Origin of the sequence: Aeromonas veronii bv. veronii, from assembly GCF_000820225.1 — a bacterium.
Taxonomy (GTDB): domain Bacteria; phylum Pseudomonadota; class Gammaproteobacteria; order Enterobacterales; family Aeromonadaceae; genus Aeromonas; species Aeromonas veronii.
In genome coordinates this window covers 161,128-178,111 of record NZ_CDDK01000025.1, presented here as the reverse complement: position 1 = coordinate 178,111, position 16,984 = coordinate 161,128, and the positions used below count along the sequence as shown (strand labels likewise).

The window sequence follows — 16,984 nt, the reverse complement described above, 5'->3', positions numbered from 1 at the left end:
CCGTTTTATTGATGGCGTCATGACCCGCTGCGGATCACTTCAGCTCAATCCAGGCTTCTTGCCAGTGGGATCCGACACCCGGCTCGAACTGGGTGGCGGTGGTGGCCCATTGCACGCAGTAGCCGTTGTAGGGGAAGGGCTTGCACTGATAGACCTTGCCATTTTTCGGCTGCTGCACCTTGGTTCCGGCGGTGTAGGACTTGATGTTGTTCGGGAAGACGAAGTCGTATTCGCTGCTGCTCTGCTCCTTGAACATCAGATCCATGGTCTGCTGGATGGCCTCGCCGCCCGCTTTCGGGGTGGCCTTGATCACCAGCTGGTGGTGACCTGCCTTGAGCCCTTCCAGCGCCATGGTGAAGGTGTGGCTGCTGTCTTTGATATCTGCACGGCTTTCACCCTTGGCCACGCCGCCGTGGTCATAGAGGGTGTTGGTGACGGCCAGATCGCCCTGTGCGGTGACGGTGAAATCGAGGGTTGCCTTGCCGTTGTCCAGCACATAGTCGCTGGCCAGACCGCTGACGCTGATACTGTCCACCACCGGCGGTTGCTGCTGTTGCAGGTCAATCTCGACCCGCTTCAGTTTGCTGTCTCGATGCAGATAGATGGGGTTCATACCGTAGACCGGATTGAACTGGCCATCGGCTCCTTGCTGACCGGCGCGGATCAGGCTCTGCTCGGCGTTGATCTTGCTGGCGAGGGCATGAGCCCAGCTGTTCTTCTGGCCCTGCTCGGCGGTGGTGATGGTCAGCACGGTCTGCAGATCGGGGCGCTCGCCGTTGGCATCGAATACCCGGGTCATCGCCTTGTCACCCACTGCGAGGTCGATGGAGGGGTAGATGGTGCCTGCCTGGCTCCACACCAGCGGCGGCTGGCTGCCATCTTTGAACTTGGCATCGATGATGTTGTAGAAGCTGTTGCTGGTGTCGCCCACTTCCCACACGCCGAGGATCACCTGATAACCGGTGCGCTCCGGCAGGACACAGTTATGGGTCACCTGCTTGGGCGGCTGCACCATGTTGCCGTCGATGACGCAGAAGGGGGTCAGGTCGAACGAGGCGCGGGTGAGCGGCTGGTTGGGGTTCCAGTCCTGCTTGGTGAGGTAGTAGCGCCAGTTACGGGTGACGTGGTTGGCGGTGAAGGTCCAGCTGATGGCGAAGGGGCCGGGCTGTACTTCACGCTTGGTCCAGCGGTCGCTGGTCTGGATGTTCAGCTCGCTCCAGCGCGGGCTGCCCGCCGAGGCGATTTGACCATCCTGCGGGCCACTCTGCGGGAAGCCGGAAGGGCCCTCCACGCTCTGGGGTTCCCACTGCACGCCGCCACACTGGCTGTTGCCGCCGGTTTTGCACAGATAGTTGCGACTCTCTGGCTGGCTGATGTAGCCATGAGCCAGGGCGCTGCCGCTGGCCAGCAGAGCCAGCACCGCTGCGATGTGATTGAGTTGGATTTTTGCTGCCATACATTCCTCTGTTCGACAGATGTGGGCAGTCAGTTGGCCTGGGGATTCCCCGATACACACTTGCGTGTGGCAACCCCGCTATCCTGGACAAAACGTCTGTAGACCGGAGGCTTTGCGTCCCGACCTTTCGGTCAGTTTGCCAAATGACTAGATGATTAGTGATGGGCCAAATGTTCGGCCATCAGCATTGTGCACTGCATTGATTCGCTATTTGAAGTTGAATGTTTAAATGCATCATCCAATGGCGCGTAAATCATTCTAACTGGCTGTTTTTAAATTGTTCTCTTGTTTGTGAATGGCGTCGAATACCGTTGAATATGCCAATAAGATGCATGCTTGCTGCGTGTTTTGCGGCGTAAAAAAACCTGCCAGCTGAGCTGGCAGGTCGGATGACAAGGCGACACAGATTGACGCCATCAATGGCGGGCGTGCTGCTCGCCGGAGGGGGGAGATTGGGGCGCCATCATCGGCGCCGCGGCGGACTCCTTACCCAGTTTGAACACCGCAAGTCGCTCATCCAGACTGCGGGAGAGACCGGCCAGCAGCTCGCTCTCCTGCGCCAGTTGCGAGGCGGACTGGGACATCTCCAGCGCCGAGTCGTTGATGCCGCTGACGTTGCGGTTCATATCCTCGGCCACCATGCTCTGCTGCTCGGCGGCGGTCGCGATCTGGGTTGCCATGTCGCTTACATGCTGGATGTGGTTGACGATCAGGGTGAGATCCTGCCCCGCCTGCTGGGACTGGTTGACGCTGCTCTCTGCCAGTTTGCGGCTGGTATCCATGGCGTTGGCGGCGGTGACGGCCCGTTGCTGCAGTTGGGCAATGGTACTCTGGATCTCTTCGGTGGATTGGCGAGTGCGGCTGGCCAGCTGGCGCACCTCGTCGGCCACCACGGCAAAACCGCGGCCCTGCTCGCCAGCCCGTGCTGCTTCGATGGCGGCGTTGAGGGCCAGCAGGTTGGTCTGCTCCGAAATGGCGCTGATGACGGCGGTCACTTCGCTGATCTGCATCACTCCCTCTTTGAGCTGGTTGACCTGCTGGGTGGCCTGCTCCACCTCGGTGGCCAGCGCCTTGATGCCGTGCACGCTGGCATGAACATCACGGTTGCCGAGGCCCGCTTCACCGGTCGCTTCCTGGGTATCCCGCGCGGTATTTTCGGCGTGTCCGGCCACATCGGAGATGGTGGCGCTCATCTCGTTCATGGCGGTAGCGAGCTGGGCCAGCTGATCCCGCTGGCTGGTGACCGCCTGATTGGTCTGCTCGGCAGAGGCGGCGATGCGCAGGGCGGCATCCGCCACGTTGCGAGCCCCCTGGCTGGCTTCCAGCAGGGCGTGACGGATGGCATCGAGACTCTGGTTGGTGCAGCGGGCGACCACTCCCAGCTCATCCTTGCCCTGTACCGGGATGCTTACCACCAGATCCCCCTTGGCGACCCGCTGCATGGCGTGGTTGATCTGGCTGAGGGGGGAGACGATGGAATGGGTAATACGCCAGCCCAGCAGCCCCATCAGCAGGATCACGATGGCGGTGGCGGTCCCCATCTTCATGTACTGGGCCCAGATGGTCTGCTGAATATCTTGCAGCAGCATGCCGGAACCGAGGATCCAGCCCCAGGGCTGATAGCCGGAGACCATGGATAGCTTGTCGGCGGTCTCACCCGACGGGCCGACCCACACATATTGCAGAGTGCCTTGTTTGCCCCCTTTGGCGATATCCACCATCTGATACCAGAACTGCCCGGCGGTGGCGGCGCCCCCTTCACCCATCTTCTGGCCGACCAGTTCGGGACGGATGGGGTGAACCACCATGGTGCGGTTCTCGTCGATGACGAATAAATAGTTGTTGCCATCAAAGCGGGTGTTGGTCAGCAGCTTGCGTGCCTCCTGCTGAGCCTGCTCTGCTGGCAGGGTGCTGGCCAGAAACTGGATCTGGCTCATGGCCTGCTCCAGTACCGCATTGAGCCGCGCCTCTCGCTCGCTCATCAGATTGCGTTGGAGCGCGTTGGCCGAGATAAGCAGCAGCGAGACAAAACCGACAAACGCCAGTGCGAGCAGCAAAATCAATTTGCGGCTCACGGTAATATCACCGAGCTTGAACATGACTAAACCCTCATTTCCCTGTTGATTTTATGTGGCTCTGTACTGCGGCAGCCAGTTCGTAAGAGTTAACAACTCATTTACTTTCAGTCTCTTGCCGAGCTTTCTCAAATGAGCGTTTTAACATCAGTATAGTCAGCAGACAGCAACCCCCACTTTTTGGTAGCGTGTTGATGCGCATCCCTGCGCAATTTTTGCCAAAGAGTGTGAATCATTTGGCATTTCACTAAAAAAAGGAGTGGGCCCCGCTGCGGGTGACCCCATAACAAGAGGGAATTTATGAGTTCCATTGCCAGGAATTACTTCAACCAGCTCAACGCCGACTACCTACAGGTGCACAGGCGCAAGGAGGATCTCTTCTGGTCCACCTATATGGGCACCAGCGACGATCAGGCCGGTTTCACCGCGGCCGAGCAGGCCTACAAGGCCTTTTGTGCCAATCCGGCCCGTCTGCCCGAATTGCGGGAGATGTTGGCGCAGGCCGACGAGGATGATCTCAAGCGCGGTCTGCAAGGCTGGATCGCCTTCTTCGAGTGCAATGTGATTGAAGATCCCGCCGCATCCGCCCTGATGGATGAGTTGGTGGCTGCCGAGGCGGCGCTGTTCGCCCGCCGCAAGGGGCTGAAACTGACCCTGCTGGATGAGCAGGGCCAGCAGGTCGCAGGCAGCCTGCCCGCCGCGAGTACCTCCCTTGCCGCCAGCCCGAACGAGGCGGTGCGCCAGAGCGCGCTCGCCATGTTCCACACCCTGGAGCAGTGGGTGGTCGGCAACGGTTTTCTCGAGGTGGTGGCGATCCGCAACCGCTTTGCCCGCGCCATGGGCTATCGCGACTACTTCGACTACAAGGTGCGCAAGAACGAGCAGATGAGCCCGGAGCAGCTGTTCGCCATCCTCGACGACTTTATTGCCCGCACCGACGCTCGGTTGCAGCAGAGCCTGGCCGAGCTGAAGGCCGCCAAGGGCGAGGCGGCCCTGCTGCCCCACAACCTGCGTTACAGCGTGAGCGGCGACGTCACCCGCCAGCTCGATCCTTACGTGCCCTTCTCACGGGCGCTGCGGGATTGGGTTGAGAGTTTCCGTCGGCTCGGCATCCAGTATCGCGGGGCGACCCTGACCCTGGATTTGCTGACCCGGGAGGGGAAATACGAGAACGGCTTCTGCCACGGCCCGGTACCGAGCTTCTTCCAACAGGGGGAGTGGGTGCCAGCTGTGGTCAACTTCACCAGCCTGGCCGATCCGGCGCAGGTGGGCAGCGGCTGGAGTGGCCTCAACACCCTGTTCCACGAGGGAGGCCACGCCGCGCATTTTGCCAATGTCACCGGCAACGCCCCCTGCTTCTCACAGGAGTTTCCGCCCACCTCCATGGCCTATGCCGAGACCCAGTCAATGTTCTGCGACAGCCTGCTGGACGATGCCGACTGGCTCAAACGCTACGCCAGAAATGCGGCGGGAGAGGCTGTGCCTGATGCCCTCATCAAGGAGATGATTGAAGCGCGTCAGCCGTTTCGCGCTTTTAACGAACGTCAGATCGCGCTGGTGGCCTACTTCGAGCGGGATCTTTACGCCATGGATGAGGCTGAACGTACTCCCGAGGCTGTGCTGGCGCTGGCCCGCAAGTGGGAGCGCAAGATCCTCGGTGTCGAGAGCCCGCGCCCGCTGCTGGCCATTCCGCACCTCCTTAATCAGGAGTCGGCCTGCGCCTATCACGGCTACCTGCTGGCGCTGATGGCGGTGGAGCAGACCCGCGCCTACTTCCTCAAGCGTGATGGCTACCTCACCGACAACCCGCGTATCGGGCCGGATCTGGCTGCCCACTACTGGGGGCCGGGCAATGGCATGACTCATGATGAGACATTGCGCAGCCTGACCGGTGAAGGCTTCAGTGCCGTGCCGCTGGCCGAGGCGTGCAACCTGAGCGTCGCCGAAGCGTGGCAACAGGCACAAGCCTGCATGGCCGCCGCGCAGCAGCGCCCCGCGGCGGGTGAGGGAAGCCCGCTTGATGCCCATATCCGGGTGGTACACGGCGCCGAGCTTATTGCCGACAACAGCGAGTCGGAAACCCGTATGCTGGCCGATTTCGAAGCGTGGGTAGCCCAGCGCATCAAGCATTGACGCGGGATGCGGCTCCTAAGGTTGAGCCATTTATGTGGATATAGTCCTGCAACCCGTGCAGGGCTATATCATATCAGCGCAATAATTCTGCAGAAAAATCCGTGTAACCCCAATATTTCAGTATTTTGATGTTGCGTAGAGTTCAATGGATGAAGTAATAAGTAATTACACTATAGCGTTTGCTGATTATTATTCTTTGGACAGCGCTGGCGCTCTTGCCTCCCCAGGTGTTAACCCGCTTCAGAAAGCCTCAGGGCTCCGCCCGGAGATGGCTGGGTGGCATATAGGAATATGGCCTTGGTTATCGTTGGCTCTCTTCTGGTTCCTCTAATGTTCCAAACATCGGTCATTTGTGTCGGCTGTGACACTTGCACCGGCCTGGATGGTGAGTCTGTTCTCCACTTTTTCTATCTAGGTTGATACTGAGGTAAAAGCCCCATCGGGCCATCCCCTATTTTTGCCTGCTGAATGAGGTGATTTTTCCATGACGAGTACAAGTGAACCGCTCAGCCTAGTCTCCTTGCTGGGGACACCGGTAGAGCGAAACACCCGGTCTCTCAGTGACTTGTCCCAGTGGCGGCCAGCCGAACTGCCGGTATTGCTGCTTAACTTACCCAGTGAAGAGCAGGATCGAATCTTGCTGGCGATCCGTCGCGATTCTTCTCGCTTTCTGTATCCCGTATTTTGCGTGACGCAAAGCCCGCTATCTCCGATTCTGTCTGATGGCCTTCTGTCACAGTTGGATGAGAGAGCACCAGACATGCTGGAGCGACTGTCATTGCTGACGCCGCGTGAACACCCCGACGAAATGGAGAAGCTGGCCTGGTACAGCTGGCCGAGGGCTCATTTCCGTTTGTTACCTCGCTGGCAGGCAGGTTGTCGCCAGGGCTACAGCTACCCGCTGCTGGATTGTTTGCTGGGGGCCGATGCAACTGCATCCTTGCCGCAACTGGTCTCCGAGCGGCTATTGCAGATTGAACAACTGGTCGATCGAGTACGCCTGTGCAGCAGTTGCAGCTCTGCTCATCTTAATTTTGTCGACGTATGTCCAGAATGTTCCCATATCGCCATCCAGGCCAAGCCTGCGGTGCACTGTTTCACCTGCGGTCATGTGGACGATCAGGATGTCTTCATGCAACAGGGTTTGCTGCGTTGTCCCAAGTGTGTGACAACCCTGCGTCATATAGGGGTCGACTACGACAGACCACTGGAAAAGTACCGCTGTCTCTCTTGCCATGCCCGTTTCATGGAGGCGGCAGTACAGGCGCGATGTCATGAGTGTGGGCGGGCTCACAAACCCGATGATCTGTTGGTGTCTCCCATCTATGAGTACCGCATCGGCAAACTGGCTCGCCATATTGCTCGCGAGGGTACTCAGCAGTTGCATCTGCCCCTGACTTGGGGGGCTCCGATGGCGATGGATCACTTCCCTTGGCTGCTGCAATGGAGCAACCGGCTGCTGCAGCGCCACGGCGGCAACCATACCCTTTTGGCTATCCAGATCGAGCAGCTCGCCGAGCTGCGCGCCGAATTGGGCCTGTTGAAGACTCAGCAGAGATTGGGGGCCTTGCTGGCTCGTCTGCAGGCATTGTTTCGGGATACCGATGTGGTTTGCCAGTATGCCGATGATCGACTGCTGTTGTTGCTGCCGCACACCAGTGTGGAGGATTGGCAGATCTTGCAGGGGCGGATCCTGGCGCTCAACAATGTCGAGGGGCTGGATGCCTTGACGCTGAATGTGCAGGTAGAGCCGCTCCCTACCACGCTGGGTGAAGATACTGCCCTCTGGTTGAGCCGCTGGCTGGATGGGAGCCTTCAGGATGCCTGAGTGGATGAGTACGGTTCGGTACATCCTGACCGAGATCCTGGGCAGTCTGCAGTTTTCGCCCAGGATGATCCTGCTGCTGCTTCCCATGTTGCTGCTGATGGAGGTGCCCCTGATGGCGCTGACCCTGACCGGGATCCTCAAGTGGTTTGCCCGTCAGTTGCCCAAAAAGTCTGATTTACCCCTGTCACATCGTTGTCCCAAGGTCTCCTGCATCATCACCTGTTACGGCGAGGGGGAGGCGATCCGCTCGACCATTCTGACCCTCAAGGAACAGCTCTATCGCGGCCATCTGGAGATCATTGCGGTGATCGATGGTGCCAAGGCCAATGCCCATACCTATCAGGCGGCCTTAAACTGTATCGCCGAGTTTGAGGGATGTGAGAGACGTACCCTAGTGCTACTGCCCAAGTGGCAGCGTGGCGGGCGGGTATCGACCCTCAATGCTGGCTTGTCGGCGGCAACAGGCGAGATAGTCATGAATGCAGACGGGGACACTTCCTTCGACAACAACATGATCGATGAGATTGTCGCCTGCTTCGATGACCCGAACGTGCCCGCCGTTGGTGGGGCGTTGCGGGTGCGCAACCTGCGCGATGGTTTGCTGACCCGTATGCAGGGGATCGAGTACATGATCTCCATGCAGGGGGGCAAAACGGGTCTGAGCGAATGGAACCTGATCAACAATATTTCGGGGGCATTCGGGGCTTTTCGCCTCGATTTCCTGCGCCAGATTGGAGGGTGGGATACCCACACAGCAGAAGATCTGGATTTAACGGTGCGGATCAAGCACTACCTCAAACGCCATCCCAATCTGAAGATCGGCTTTGCCCCCAGAGCCATTGGTCACACGGACGCCCCTGCAGATTTGGTGACCCTGGCAAACCAGCGTCTGCGCTGGGATGGGGATTTGCTGTTTCTCTACCTGCGCAAACACAAGCTATCGCTGACTCCGCGCATCTTGGGATGGAAGACCTTTTTGTTCACTCTGATCTACGGGGTGGCACAAAACGTGGTGTTGCCGCTGTTGGTCATGGGGTACAGCTGGTGGCTGGTGTTAAGTTATCCTGGTCCGTTCGTTACGGCCTTGATGCTGTGCCTCTACCAGGTCTATCTGCTTCTTACTCTGGTCAATTTTATGGTGTTTTTGCTTGCCATTTCCGAGCGGCCTAAAGCGGATATGCGTATGTTGCCATGGTTGTTGCTGTATCCGCTCTATACCCTGCTGATGCGTCTATGGTGTGCCGTGGCACTGCTCAACGAAATTTTCCGTCGCGGTCATGAGGAGAGCAGTATGGCTCCCTGGTGGGTATTAAAACGAGGAAACAAATTCTGATGAAAGTCACATTTAATCCCCCCAAGAAACAGGACGCTACCTCTGATCAAGGGATTCGGGTGCTCTATGCCCCCGCCAAGCGCATCGCATTTCGGGCCCGCTGGTATCTGATCCTGCTGTTGGCATTCAGCCCCGTCATCATACTGCTCTGGTATCTGGGACGAGAGTGGTGGCTGACCCAGGCGCCTGCCATCATCACGACGGAACCTCAACTTGTGGTGGCCAATGGAGATGGCTTCATTCGCAACATTTATATGTCTCCCGGTCAAGCCGTCTCGCAAGGGGATGCCCTGATGCGATTCGAGTCGCCGACGCTACGGGCCAATATAGAGGGGCGTAAAGCACGTCTAAAAGCGATCGAGCTGGACAAGAGCGCTGCCGAACAGGCGATATTGAGTAACCTGGATGAGCAGATTCGTATCGCAGAGCGGGGGGCTAATGAGCAGGAGGGGATCTATCAGGAGTACGCGGGGTATAGGAAGGAGAAACTGGTTTCCAGCGCCGAGTATGCCAGTGCCTTGCTGAGCTGGACCCAGTCTCGTATCGATTTGCAGAAGGCAAGATCTGAAAAAATGCAGCAAGAGTTGCAGATCAAAGAAGATCAGCTGACAGGGCCACTGGCCAGTGCGCGCCACCAGTTGGTGCAGGAGCTAACCGAGATGCAAGCTATCACTAGGCAGCAGCAACCCCTTTCCCCAGCTACCGGCAAGGTCTCAGATGTGCTGGTGCAGGAGGGGGACTGGGTCTTCTCGGGGGCCCCCCTCGCGTTGATCGCTAAGCGGGAAGACCCGTTGGTCATTGCCTACGTATTGCCAAAATACCTCTCCTCGATGAAGCCGGGTCATAAGGCTATCGTCAAGTTGCCCAGTGGTGAGCGTTTGGCGGCTAGGGTTGCCAGACCTGTGGAGCTTGCAGACAAGCTGCCAGCCCAGCTTGCAGCACCGTTTGAAGGGGAGAAAGCAACCCTCAAGGTCGCACTCTCGCTGGATGAAAAATTACCCCCGAACCTGCAAGTGGAAGGGTTGCCGGTGACCGTGTTGTTTGATTGATGTCTATGGCGTTGTGATCCTGAATCGCAACGCCTTCTTTTGGATTTCGGCCATAAAAGGTGGCTGGTGTATTGACGCCCGCAATTGCCCCCCCCCTTTTTCATTCATCAATAACTTTATTTCCGCAATTTTCACAGATGGTGTGGCGTTCAAAGCGATCCATGTTTGCCAGAAAGGGGCCGGCGGCCCAGCCGGTAATGAAGTCCTTGATAAACGCTTTGCGCTTTTGCTCCGGTGTCAGCTGCTGGCCAAAGGATTTGTCGACCAGCACCACGACATGGTTGGTCTCGCGCTGACAACTCGGGCAGACGCGTTGTTCAGTGGATGAAAGCAAGGGGGGACTCCTTGTGCAGAAGAGTGGGCAGCAGGTTTTCCGCCGCAGATATGTAACGTCCCCATTTGATTCCTTTTTCTGGCAGGTCGTCAATCACAGCGGAGGTGGATTGTGCGCCATCTCCTGTGAAGAGGGGCGAGCCAACAAGGGTGATCACGAGGGGCCAGTCGGCCCCTCTTTTGTTTCCGTTTGTCACACATTGCCACACAAGCTTCCCCCTCTGGCAAAGTCTTGTGACCGGACGGGTGTGCAATGGCGCCATGAGCAGGGAGATGAGGCCCTGCCGCGATGGAACCAGGGAGCATGTTATGACGAACAAATGGATGTGGTGGCTGTTGCCGCTGCTGGCGGTCGGAGTCTGGTGGCTGGGTTATGCGGGGGATGCCAACGGGGTGTGGCCCTGGCGCCATGAGATGTTGCTGCTGACGGGTCTGCTGGGGATGGCCTATATGGCGATTTCGTTGTTGCTGGCATTGCGCCTGCCGCAGCTGGAGGTGTGGTGTGGCGGTCTGGACCGGATGTTGCGATGGCACCGCCAAACGGCCATCGGCGGTGCATTGGCGCTGACCGCCCACTGGCTGCTGGTGGAGGCGCCCAAGTGGGCGGTCTCGGCAGGTTTACTGAGTCGTCCCGCGCGGCGTGGGGCCAGCGGTGCTGGGGCTGGCGCAGGTAATGGCATCTCGCTCCATGCCCTTGGCAATACCCTGGGTGAGTGGAGTTTCTATCTGCTGATCGCGCTGGTGGTGGTGAGCTTGCTGGCGCTGGTGAGTTATGGTCGCTTTCGGCTGATCCACCGGCTGGCGCCGCTCATCTATCTGGTGGGGTGGGGGCACGGGCTCTGCTTGTTGCCTCAGGTGGGAGCCATGACGCCGGTTGGGGTATCGATCTGGTTGATCGGCGGGATCGGCGCTATCGGGGCCCTCTACTCCCTGTTGGGACAAGTGGGAGCGCGGGATCGCCATCCGGGCCGTGTCATTGCGGTGCGGGCGCTGGCGGATCAGACCTGCGAGCTGACCATGCAGCTGGAGCGGTCGCTCGCCCATTACCGCCCGGGTCAGTTTGCCTTCTTCGAATTTGATGCCAAGGAGGGGCCGCATCCCTTTACCCTGGTGCGGGTGTCAGCGGATCGGCGCCAGCTGGTGATCGCGGTGCGGGCGCTCGGGGATCATACCCGTCAGCTGGTGGCAGAGGCGCGCGTCGGGGATGGGGTGGTGGTGACCGGGCCCTATGGCGCCTTTGTCGCCCCGCAAGGGGGAGGTAGAGCCCTCTGGCTGGGGGCCGGGATAGGTATCACGCCGTTCGTCGCCTGGCTGGAGGGGCTGGCAGCCCGTGGGGAGCGGGGCGAGGGGATCACCCTGATCCAGTGTGCGCCGGATCTGGCGGGGGCTGTCTACCACCAGCGGTTGGTCGAGCTCTGTCATCGCACCGGCGTGCGCTATCAGCTGCATCTGGACAAGGCGGCCGGGCGACTGGAGCTTGCCCGCATTGCGCAGGATGCACCCGAGCAGGTGTGGTTTTGCGGGCCGGAGGGGATGGCAGATGCCCTGACCCGGTTGTTGCCGGACGGGCATCTGCATCGCGAGCTGTTTCGCTTTCGTTGAGCTCGATGGGCGCCGTTATTTGGCGTTGGCTGGCAACTGCTTGAGGGCGGCTTGTACTGCCGCCTCCAGTTGCGGGTCGCGCCCGGCCACCATGTCGGCGGGGGTGAGGGGCACCTGCAGATCCGGGGTCAGTTCCTGATTTTCGTAGAAGGTACCGTCCGGTTTGCGCAGCCCCAGGGTCGGAATGCCGTAGGAGAGTCCCGGGATTAGCCGGGAGTCGTGGCTGTAGACCATGGTGCCGGTGCCGGGCACCGGATCGCCGACGATGGGGCCGACCTTGAGGGTGCGGTAGTACTCGGGGAAGGCGGAGCCTTCCGAGTAGCTGCCAGCGTTGACCAGCACCACCGAGGGCTTGGTCCACTGGCGAGTGGCGGCATCGGTTTCCCCCTTGCCCTGACGGGGCCAGCTGCTGGCCATCCCCTTGGTGCTGCCGCTGCCGGTCAGAAACTCTACCAGGGTATTGGCGAGATAGCCGCCGCTGTTGAAGCGGACATCGACGATCAGCGCATCGCGATTGCGCTGTCTGCCGAGGGCATCCGCCACCACCGCATCGTAGACCTCGCTATTCATTGCCGGCAGATAGACGTAGCCGACCCGTCCTCCGCTCAGGCTGGCCACCAGCTCCCGCCGTTTCTCAATCCAGCGATCCTGTTGCAGCTGGTACTCCTGCTGTTTGTCGATGGCGGTGAGCACCACCTCGTCAGTTTGCTTGTTGCCCTCCTGCTGGAAGATGAGGGCGAGCCGGGCACCGGCCTGATGGTTAAGGGCTTGATCCAGCTCGGCCAGATTGGCAATCGGGACGCCGTTGATGGCGAGCAGGCGGGCGCCCGGGGCGATATCGCTCTCCTGATCCAGCGGGCCGCCAGAGAGCAGGGCGGTGAGCATCACCCCTTGCTCGCCATCCTGCCAGTAGCCGCCAAGGCTGGCGGTCTCGTCCGCCATGCGCGGGAAGGGGGCGGGGCCGCTGCCCCAGGTGTGGGAGACATTGAGCTCGCCAGCCAGCTCCGCCAGCAGGTTGCCAAAGTCCCGCGGGTTGCCGATGCCCGGCAGCAGGCGGCGGTAAGCGGCGACATAGCTATCCCAGTTCACCCCGTTCATATCGTCCAGATAGAACTCGTCCCGGGTGAGCCGGGCGATCTGATCGAAGGCGGCGGTCATGCGTGCCTGCCAGCGGCTGGTGGGCTGCAAGGCGAAGGGGGCGCTGGTGGCCTCGCCGGAGTCGAGGTGGATCCGGGTGATCTCCCCATCCCGCACCAGGGTAGCCAGGGTGCCCTGCTGGTTGAGGCTTGCCAGCGCTGGGCCGGGCTGCTCGCCAAACAGTTCGCTGGTTTTGCCTTTGCGCAGATCCTGGCTGTAGCCCTTGATCTCGCTCTCGCTGTTGACCCCCATCTCCTCCACCAGATAGATCAGCTGGTCGCCGATGATGCGGCTGGCGAGCATGGTGCCGGTGGGTTGCAGCAGCAGTGCTTCTCTATGGTTGAGACGATCGCTCTCAAAACCGTATCCCCCTTTCGGCGGCTCCAGCTCGGCAATCGCATCGGCTCTGGCGGCGCGGCTGCTGTAAATGCCGAGCAGGTTGGTGACGAGGGGCTCGCCATCGGGCCCCAGTGCGCCAAACCGGGTCGATTGCCAGTAGAGGATGGCGCCATCCTGACTCCAGCCCGGTTGTCCATCCTGATAGCCGTTGAGGCTGACATTGACCGGTTTGGCCTTGGGGTTGGCCGTGTCGATCACCGCGATCTCCTGCTCTGCCGCATCGGGGCGGAAGGTGAGCGCCAGATGGCGGGAGTCTGGGGCAAAGGCGAGATGCACCTCGTGGCGCGAGGGGTTGAGGCTGGCAGGGACCAGCTCCCGCTGCTTGTTGCTCGCCAGATCGAGCAGATGAATGGCCTGACCATCGACCACGAAGGCGAGCTGTTTGCCGTCGGGGGATAGCACCGGACGGCTGATCCCCTTGTCGGGAATCGCCAGCAGCAGACTCTCGGTCAGAGTGCCAGGATCGCTGAACAGCAGATCCGGATCCCCCTTGCGCAGGCGATAGAGGGCGGCGTGCCCCTGCTGCTCCGACAGATAGATGAGGGCGCGGCCCTGCTCGGCGAAGAGGGGGCTGGACTGCTCGCTCGGATCGCGGGTCAGCTGGCGCACCCGATCCCGCTCGGGGTCAACGGCAAACAGGTTGCCCTCGCTCACCAGGATCAGCTCATCCGCCTCTTCGCTGACCAGCGCTTCGTCTGCCAGGGTCAGGGCCTCGCTCGCCTCATCCGGCGCGCTGGCCACTTGCGGGGTGAGGGTCAGCTTGCGTGGCTCGCTGCTATCGGCATCGAGGCGATAGAGTTCCCCCAGCCATGACCAGACCAGATCGCCATTGCGAGAGGCGCTGAGCCCCCGCACCGGATGGCCCTGATAGTGGGTCAGCTGTTGCTCCTTGCCGCTGGCGAGATCCCGGCGCCAGACGTTGAAATCACCGCTGCGCTCGCTCAGGTAAAAGAGAGCATCTCCCTTGTCGCTCCAGACCGGATCGGTGGCCGCCACCCGATCTTCGGTCAGCTGCTTGTGCTGCTTGCCATCAAACAGCCAGAGGCGGGGCACCGCAAACGAGTGCTGATGCTTGCGAAAGGGTTGATCCGCCGCGGGCATCTGGTAGACGAGCCGCTCCCCGTGGGGACGGGCGAGAGTCGCAGGCAGCGGCAGATCGGCCTGCAAGGTGCCGCCGGTGATCGGGGTCCAGTAGAGCTCGCCCCATTGGTAGCCTTCCGCGACAAAATGGTCGGCATCGGGCGCCCCCAGGCGCTGGCTGCTCAGCAACAGCCGTTTGCCATCGGCGCTGAAGGCTTGCGGCAGATCGGTGCGCGAATCGCGAGTGAGGCGCACCATCTCGCCGCCGCTGGCGGGTACCACGAACACATCCTCGTTGCCGTAGAGATTGGCGGCAAAGGCGAGCCGTTTGCCATCCGGCGACCAGATCGGCCGCTGGCTCAGGTAGTCGCTGCCGGTGAGCGCCGTAGCGGGGCCACCCTCGGCACTGGCGACAAAAATGCGCCCCTGCCAGGTGAAGGCAAGCTGCTTGCCATCGGGGGAGAGGGCGGGCTCGTGCAGCCAGAGTGCATCGGCGGCGACACTGGCGGGCAGCCAGAGCAGGAGTGGCGAGAACAGCAGGGTGGCGAGGCGGCACGAAGAGCGCATGGCATGATCCTGTCGGGGAGTGGAGTGTTATCTTCGCCGATCATTGCCCCGGGTGCCAGCGCGATAATTTTTTGTATCTTGTTGTTTTAACTATTAATTACCAATGCAAAATGACAGCGTTCAAGGAAGATGGCCTGGCTGCGGCAAGATATGTTTTGCCGGGCATATTGAGTATTGATGGCGATCCAATATCATGGCGCTCGCTCGCCGCTCGGCGGGCATCGTTCAGATGATCTGGTAACAAGAAAAGCCCGCACCAGAGGCTTGTCGAGGGATGGAATGAGAGCCGTATTACTGTGTTTGTTGGGGCTTTGGCCCGCATTGAGTTTTGCCTTGACCGAAAAAGCCGATTTGGTGGTGGTCAAGAAGTCGACCTACAGCCTGACCCTGATGAAGGATGGCAAAGAACTGAAGCGCTACTGGATTGCTCTGGGCCCGGCGCCCAAGGGGCACAAGCAGCAGGAAGGGGATCAGCGTACGCCGGAAGGGCGCTACACCCTCGACTACAAGAAGACCAATTCCGGCTACTACAAAGCCATCCATATCAACTATCCGAACCTGGATGACATCAAGCGCGCCAATGAGCTGGGTGTTCGTCCGGGTGGCATGATCATGATCCACGGCCAGCGCAACAGCATTGGCAACCGCAGGGTTCAGCCTTCCAACTGGACCAACGGCTGTATCGCCATGCTCAACCACGAGCTGGATGAGGTGTGGGACGCTATTGATCCGGGTACGCCCATCGTCATCGAGCCCTGATCCCCTTGTGCACGCCCGCGACTCCGCGGGCGTTTTATTTCCCGCCAGTGATGACGTGACAGCGCTTGCTGTCCCGTGCTAGTTTTTTCGGCTCGCTTTGGCTGTGACAAGGAAGATCACATGATGTCAGTAACGAGCGTGCCCGAGCGAACGGGGATGCTCTGGTGGCGTGCCACACTGGATATGCTCCCGCTCTCCATTTCGGTGATCCCCTGGGGGATCCTGTGTGGCGCTTTGGCGTTGCAGGCAGGGCTGAGTCCGCTTCAGGCTCAGCTGATGTCGTTGCTGGTCTACGCCGGAGCCGCCCAGCTCTCGGCCACGACCCTGTTCGGGGCGGGCACGCCCCTGCTGCCCATCATGGGCTCCACCATGGTGATCACTTCCCAGCATCTACTATACGGCTTCACCTTCCGCCGTGACGTATTGCCGCTCTCCCTGCGCTGGCGGGCCAGCCTTGCTTTTTTCCTGACTGATGAGATGTTCGCTGTGGCGCTGAAAGACCGGGAGCGCAGCGGCCACTTTGATCCGGCCTACGCGCTCATCGCGGGATTCGTCTTCTATCTGTTCTGGAATCTGGCGACCCTGCTCGGCATCGCGGCCGGCCAGTACATCGATGGACTGGACAGCATGGGGCTGGATTTTGCCATCGCGGCCACCTTCATCGCCATGACCATTCCCGCCATGAAAAACTTGCCCATGGTGGCGGCCACTCTGGTGAGCGGCGGCACAGCGTTGCTTACCAAGCCGCTGCTGGCGGAGATCCACATCATCGTCTCGGCTCTGGCTGGCATGGTGGTGGGCTATGTGTTGCACCGGATGAGGAGGTAGCGTGAGCTGGCTGATGATTGGCCTGCTGGCCCTGATCACCTTTTTCAACCGCTTCGCCTTCTTTTCTCGGTTGACCCGATATCAGCCGGGTGCCGAGATGGGGGCGTTTCTCGGCTTCTCGGCCCAGTCGGTGCTGACTGCCATCTGGTTGCCCATCGTCTTTAGCTACGAGCCGGGGATAGGTCTTGACTGGGATCCTGACTACCTGACCGCCACCCTGTGGGTGATGCTCTTGACCCTGTTGCGGCTGCCGACTCTGGTTGTGGTGGTGGGTGGAATGGGGGGCTTCTTCCTGCTGCGCTGGCTGGGAGGCATAGCCGAGCTCCTACCTTGGTGAAGCGTGAGCCGTGATCTTGTGTAATGGATGTCATTATTCGACATCCGTCATGTCATGAATGTCACTTC

Annotated in this window: 12 protein-coding genes and 1 riboswitch; of the genes, 9 read left to right on the top strand and 3 right to left on the bottom strand. The window is 60.2% G+C overall.

Features of this window, described 5'->3' with window-relative positions; translation table 11 throughout:
- Positions 1-34: 34 nt before the first annotated feature.
- Positions 35-1,456, bottom strand: a complete 1,422-nt coding sequence (gbpA, locus tag BN1139_RS11115) for an N-acetylglucosamine-binding protein GbpA (RefSeq protein WP_005348805.1) — start codon at positions 1,454-1,456, stop codon at positions 35-37.
- 65 nt (positions 1,457-1,521) lie between these two features.
- Positions 1,522-1,607: riboswitch (cyclic di-GMP riboswitch) on the bottom strand.
- Between the two features lie 265 nt (positions 1,608-1,872).
- Positions 1,873-3,555: a methyl-accepting chemotaxis protein gene (locus BN1139_RS11110; protein WP_005348806.1), complete on the bottom strand. Its 1,683-nt coding sequence runs from the start codon at positions 3,553-3,555 to the stop codon at positions 1,873-1,875.
- A 276-nt stretch (positions 3,556-3,831) separates the two neighbouring features.
- Between BN1139_RS11110 and BN1139_RS11105 the strand changes: the two genes are divergently transcribed.
- From BN1139_RS11105 to BN1139_RS11080, 6 genes are all read left to right on the top strand, one after another.
- The gene (locus BN1139_RS11105) at positions 3,832-5,664 is read left to right on the top strand and encodes a M3 family metallopeptidase (protein WP_005348808.1); all 1,833 of its coding nucleotides are present in this window, start codon (positions 3,832-3,834) and stop codon (positions 5,662-5,664) included.
- Between the two features lie 760 nt (positions 5,665-6,424).
- The gene (locus BN1139_RS11100) at positions 6,425-7,492 is read left to right on the top strand and encodes a TackOD1 domain-containing metal-binding protein (RefSeq protein WP_013724139.1); all 1,068 of its coding nucleotides are present in this window, start codon (positions 6,425-6,427) and stop codon (positions 7,490-7,492) included.
- Positions 7,485-8,825 (top strand): glycosyltransferase family 2 protein, encoded by a 1,341-nt coding sequence (locus BN1139_RS11095; RefSeq protein WP_005348812.1) that lies wholly within the window; start codon positions 7,485-7,487, stop codon positions 8,823-8,825. The genes BN1139_RS11100 and BN1139_RS11095 overlap by 8 nt, the downstream gene beginning before the upstream one ends.
- The gene (locus tag BN1139_RS11090) at positions 8,825-9,874 is read left to right on the top strand and encodes an HlyD family secretion protein (RefSeq protein ID WP_005348815.1); all 1,050 of its coding nucleotides are present in this window, start codon (positions 8,825-8,827) and stop codon (positions 9,872-9,874) included. Before BN1139_RS11095 ends, BN1139_RS11090 begins: the two co-directional genes overlap by 1 nt.
- Positions 9,867-10,202 (top strand): hypothetical protein, encoded by a 336-nt coding sequence (locus tag BN1139_RS21545; RefSeq protein ID WP_158306550.1) that lies wholly within the window; start codon positions 9,867-9,869, stop codon positions 10,200-10,202. Before BN1139_RS11090 ends, BN1139_RS21545 begins: the two co-directional genes overlap by 8 nt.
- 314 nt (positions 10,203-10,516) lie before the next feature.
- Positions 10,517-11,809 carry a ferredoxin reductase family protein gene (locus BN1139_RS11080; protein ID WP_005348819.1) on the top strand — a complete coding sequence of 431 codons (1,293 nt, stop codon included), beginning with the start codon at positions 10,517-10,519 and terminating at the stop codon, positions 11,807-11,809.
- Between the two features lie 15 nt (positions 11,810-11,824).
- Here the strand turns inward: BN1139_RS11080 and BN1139_RS11075 are convergent, their stop codons facing one another.
- Positions 11,825-14,992 (bottom strand): S41 family peptidase, encoded by a 3,168-nt coding sequence (locus BN1139_RS11075; protein ID WP_005348821.1) that lies wholly within the window; start codon positions 14,990-14,992, stop codon positions 11,825-11,827.
- Positions 14,993-15,271: 279 nt separating this feature from the next.
- On the opposite strand from BN1139_RS11075, the gene BN1139_RS11070 reads away from it, so the two are divergent.
- The 3 genes from BN1139_RS11070 to BN1139_RS11060 all read left to right on the top strand — a co-directional run bounded on the left by BN1139_RS11070 (position 15,272) and on the right by BN1139_RS11060 (position 16,916).
- Positions 15,272-15,751 carry a L,D-transpeptidase family protein gene (locus BN1139_RS11070; RefSeq protein WP_005340284.1) on the top strand — a complete coding sequence of 160 codons (480 nt, stop codon included), beginning with the start codon at positions 15,272-15,274 and terminating at the stop codon, positions 15,749-15,751.
- A gap of 120 nt (positions 15,752-15,871) precedes the next feature.
- Positions 15,872-16,579 carry an AzlC family ABC transporter permease gene (locus BN1139_RS11065; protein WP_005348822.1) on the top strand — a complete coding sequence of 236 codons (708 nt, stop codon included), beginning with the start codon at positions 15,872-15,874 and terminating at the stop codon, positions 16,577-16,579.
- Between the two features lies 1 nt (position 16,580).
- Positions 16,581-16,916, top strand: coding sequence for an AzlD domain-containing protein (locus BN1139_RS11060; protein ID WP_005340292.1), 336 nt, complete (start codon positions 16,581-16,583; stop codon positions 16,914-16,916).
- Positions 16,917-16,984: the final 68 nt, after the last annotated feature.

Coding starts and splice junctions, on each gene's coding strand:
- gbpA (WP_005348805.1), bottom strand. CDS start 1,456: ATGGCAGCAAAAATCCAACTCAATCACATCGCAGCGGTGCTGGCTCTG.
- BN1139_RS11110 (WP_005348806.1), bottom strand. CDS start 3,555: ATGTTCAAGCTCGGTGATATTACCGTGAGCCGCAAATTGATTTTGCTG.
- BN1139_RS11105 (WP_005348808.1), top strand. CDS start 3,832: ATGAGTTCCATTGCCAGGAATTACTTCAACCAGCTCAACGCCGACTAC.
- BN1139_RS11100 (WP_013724139.1), top strand. CDS start 6,425: ATGCTGGAGCGACTGTCATTGCTGACGCCGCGTGAACACCCCGACGAA.
- BN1139_RS11095 (WP_005348812.1), top strand. CDS start 7,485: ATGCCTGAGTGGATGAGTACGGTTCGGTACATCCTGACCGAGATCCTG.
- BN1139_RS11090 (WP_005348815.1), top strand. CDS start 8,825: ATGAAAGTCACATTTAATCCCCCCAAGAAACAGGACGCTACCTCTGAT.
- BN1139_RS11080 (WP_005348819.1), top strand. CDS start 10,517: ATGACGAACAAATGGATGTGGTGGCTGTTGCCGCTGCTGGCGGTCGGA.
- BN1139_RS11075 (WP_005348821.1), bottom strand. CDS start 14,992: ATGCGCTCTTCGTGCCGCCTCGCCACCCTGCTGTTCTCGCCACTCCTG.
- BN1139_RS11070 (WP_005340284.1), top strand. CDS start 15,272: ATGAGAGCCGTATTACTGTGTTTGTTGGGGCTTTGGCCCGCATTGAGT.
- BN1139_RS11065 (WP_005348822.1), top strand. CDS start 15,872: ATGATGTCAGTAACGAGCGTGCCCGAGCGAACGGGGATGCTCTGGTGG.